General features: G+C 63.3%; 3 protein-coding genes and 2 pseudogenes. 1 reads left to right on the top strand and 4 read right to left on the bottom strand.

Translation table 11 applies throughout. The features are described from left to right. The 3 genes from VNX23_RS06660 to VNX23_RS06670 form a co-directional block, all read right to left on the bottom strand. The coding region (locus VNX23_RS06660) for a zinc-dependent alcohol dehydrogenase family protein (RefSeq protein WP_325628389.1) at positions 1-607 on the bottom strand (607 nt) is incomplete at its 3' end. A 161-nt stretch (positions 608-768) separates the two neighbouring features. Continuing rightward, positions 769-1,170 carry a DUF427 domain-containing protein gene (locus tag VNX23_RS06665; RefSeq protein WP_325628390.1) on the bottom strand — a complete coding sequence of 134 codons (402 nt, stop codon included), beginning with the start codon at positions 1,168-1,170 and terminating at the stop codon, positions 769-771. A 37-nt stretch (positions 1,171-1,207) separates the two neighbouring features. Further along, positions 1,208-1,951, bottom strand: a complete 744-nt coding sequence (locus tag VNX23_RS06670; protein ID WP_325628391.1) for a glucose 1-dehydrogenase — start codon at positions 1,949-1,951, stop codon at positions 1,208-1,210. A gap of 116 nt (positions 1,952-2,067) precedes the next feature. Between VNX23_RS06670 and VNX23_RS06675 the strand changes: the two are divergent. Continuing rightward, a pseudogene (locus tag VNX23_RS06675) lies at positions 2,068-2,382 on the top strand (LysR family transcriptional regulator); the annotation flags it as partial. Between the two features lie 141 nt (positions 2,383-2,523). Here VNX23_RS06675 and VNX23_RS06680 read toward each other — a convergent pair. After that, positions 2,524-2,708 (bottom strand): annotated as a pseudogene (locus VNX23_RS06680) (twin-arginine translocation signal domain-containing protein); the annotation flags it as partial.

Here is a 2,708-nt window from a genome sequence, read left to right on the forward strand (position 1 = left end):
CGAAATCGACCTCTGCCGTGGCAATCACCTGCGCTGCGCCGGCTTCGAGCAGCTGCTTCCTTTTGTTTGAAGTGCGCGTCAGCGCGATGGAAGTCGCGCCGGCGTAGTTGACGATCTGAACGGCCGCCAGGCCAACACTGCTGGACGCCGCGGGAATGATAACGAAGTCGCCCTTGCTCACCTTGGCGTCTTCGACCAGTGCGCTATACGCCGTCACGAACATCATCCAGATGGATGCGCCCTCAACGAAGGAGAGCGACGCCGGCTGCTTAACGATCGAGCCCACGGGCATGACGATCAGCTCGCCATAGGTCGCGTAGTCGTTCATTGAAAAATTGGGGATGACATTGACCGGCTCACCGATCTCGAAGCCCTCGACCCCTTTGCCGAGCGCATCGACCGTCCCCGCGGCCTCATAGCCGAGCCGCGCGGGCAGCTTCGCCGTCTCGATATATTCGTCGTGACGCCACATGCTTTCCGCGCGGTTGAGGCCGATCGCCTTGACGCTAATGCGGACCTCGCCGGCGGCGGGCTGCGGATCGGAAACCTCCTTGAACTTGAGGAACTCGGGGGCGCCAAAGGACGCAAACTCGACGATACGGGACATGACTGGCTCCTTGTTGGTTTGGAACGCGGCTTCGAAAGGGTGGGGCCCGCAAGCCCACTCCGTCTGCATTACGCCAAGTCGACGCGGCCGCAGGGTCGACGACGAGTTCCAGGAGCCGCCGGGGAGCGGCGACGTCCCGGAAAGCTCAACGGAAAGAGCGTTTAGGCCTCTGGCCGTTCCTCGATCGCGTCGACGCGATTGGGGTAAAAGGCGAGATAATCCTTGATCGGCGTGACGGCGGCGTAGGGCGCCTCATAACTCCACACCGCGTTGACCGAGCGCTCGCCCCCCAGCGGGATGCTGTAATAGCTGCAATCGCCTTTGTACGGGCAGTAAGTGGTGTGATCGGTGCGCTCCAGGAGCGCCATATCGACATCCTTGCGCGGAATGTACTGCACTGCGGGATACGCTGCTTCGCGCAATGTCAGCGCTTCCCGCGTGTCGGCGACGATCCGGCCCGCGATCGAGACGATGATGCGAGCGGGATTGTGTTCGATCGTGATCGGATGATCGGGCCCGGGAATTTTGACCGGCTTTACTGCGCTTGCGACGTTCGATTCCATGGCTTCACCTCGTTGTGTCTGGGTTTTGGTTCATTTCTCACACCGCCGACTTCCCGCCATCGACCGGAAGCACCTGCCCGGTGGTAAAGGACGCCTCGGAGCAAAGAAACAGGATGGCGTTGGCGATTTCGTCTGGCTGTGCGACGCGGCCGAGCGGCACGGTCGAGACGAGGCCGGCCTTCCTTTCCGCGCTCCCGGCAAAGCGATTGAGCATGCCTGTCTCGGTCGGCCCCGGTGCTACCGCATTAATGCTAACGCCCGACCGCGCGACTTCGAGCGCCGCGGATTTGGTGAGACCCTCGACGGCGTGCTTGCTGGCGGCATAGACCGAGGCGCCACCGGCGCCAGCATGGCCGTTGGTCGAGGAGATATTGACGATGGCGCCGCTGCACTGAGCGAGCATCACCCGCAGCTCATGCTTCATGCTGAGGAGCGTGCCGAGCACATTGGTATCGAACGTCGAGGCGTAGCTGTCGGCGGTCTGCTGCGTCACCGGGCCGGGCTTGCCTTCGGTGCCGGCGCTGTTGACGGCCGCATCCAGACGACCGAAGCGCGCGACGGTCTGATCCACGAGGTCGCGCGCATCGTCTTCGCGGCGCACGTCGGCATGGACGAACTCGGCTTCGGCGCCGAGAGCGCGCAACTCAATGGCTAATGCCTGCCCGGCCTCCTCGTGCCGGCCAGAAACGATGAGCCGGCTACCTTCCCTCGCGAAAGCCAGAGCCGCCGCTCGGCCGATGCCGGTCAACGCACCCGTGATCAAGACAACAGGGTTGCCCACGGATCCCGTCCTTCATGGTATGGCGTTGGACCCTAGATGAACCTTCCCGAAGGTTTTGAAAATGGGCCGCAGTTCCAAACATATCGGACTTGATTGTCCGAAATGGAGCTTTGCGGATGGACAGTCTGGGATCGCTGAATGCCTTCGTTCAGGCGGCGGAAGCGCGAAGTTTCACGGTTGCGGGCCGGCAACTTGGCGTGTCGTCGTCGGCGATCGGCAAGGCGGTGGGGCGGATGGAGGAACGGCTCGGCGTGCGCCTCTTTCATCGCAGCACGCGCAGCGTCACACTAACCGCGGAGGGTACCTTATTCCTCGAACGCTGCCGTCGCATCTTTTCTGAAATCGAAGCGGCCGAGCTCGAACTGTCGCAGACGCACGAGGCGCCCCGCGGCACACTGCGTGTGAGCCTGCCATTGGCCGGCATGCTGCTACGCCGGCGCGCGCCTCGCGACCGGGTGTGCGAGCAGCGCATGGGCCCGACGCTGCCGCGGATGTGAGGCGGTTCGATGAACAGCTTGTTGTGGTCGAGGGTGCCCGGCGCATCGCCGGGCGCGAGCACGACGACCATCACCTGCCCTGATCCGTTTATCGTCGGGCGGAACCTGGATCGCCCAGGCATAATTCGGCTTCAGCATCTGCAACAGCGCCGCCGCGGTCACCCCGCCGACGGCGAATTTTTGCGCGCCATCGAGGAATTGGCGCCGGCTGATCCCGCCGTGCACGTATCCATCGAACAGGTTTAAAAGCTCCTGCGGGA

Origin of the sequence: Bradyrhizobium sp. (assembly GCF_035570375.1) — a bacterium.
Taxonomy (GTDB): Bacteria; Pseudomonadota; Alphaproteobacteria; order Rhizobiales; family Xanthobacteraceae; genus Bradyrhizobium.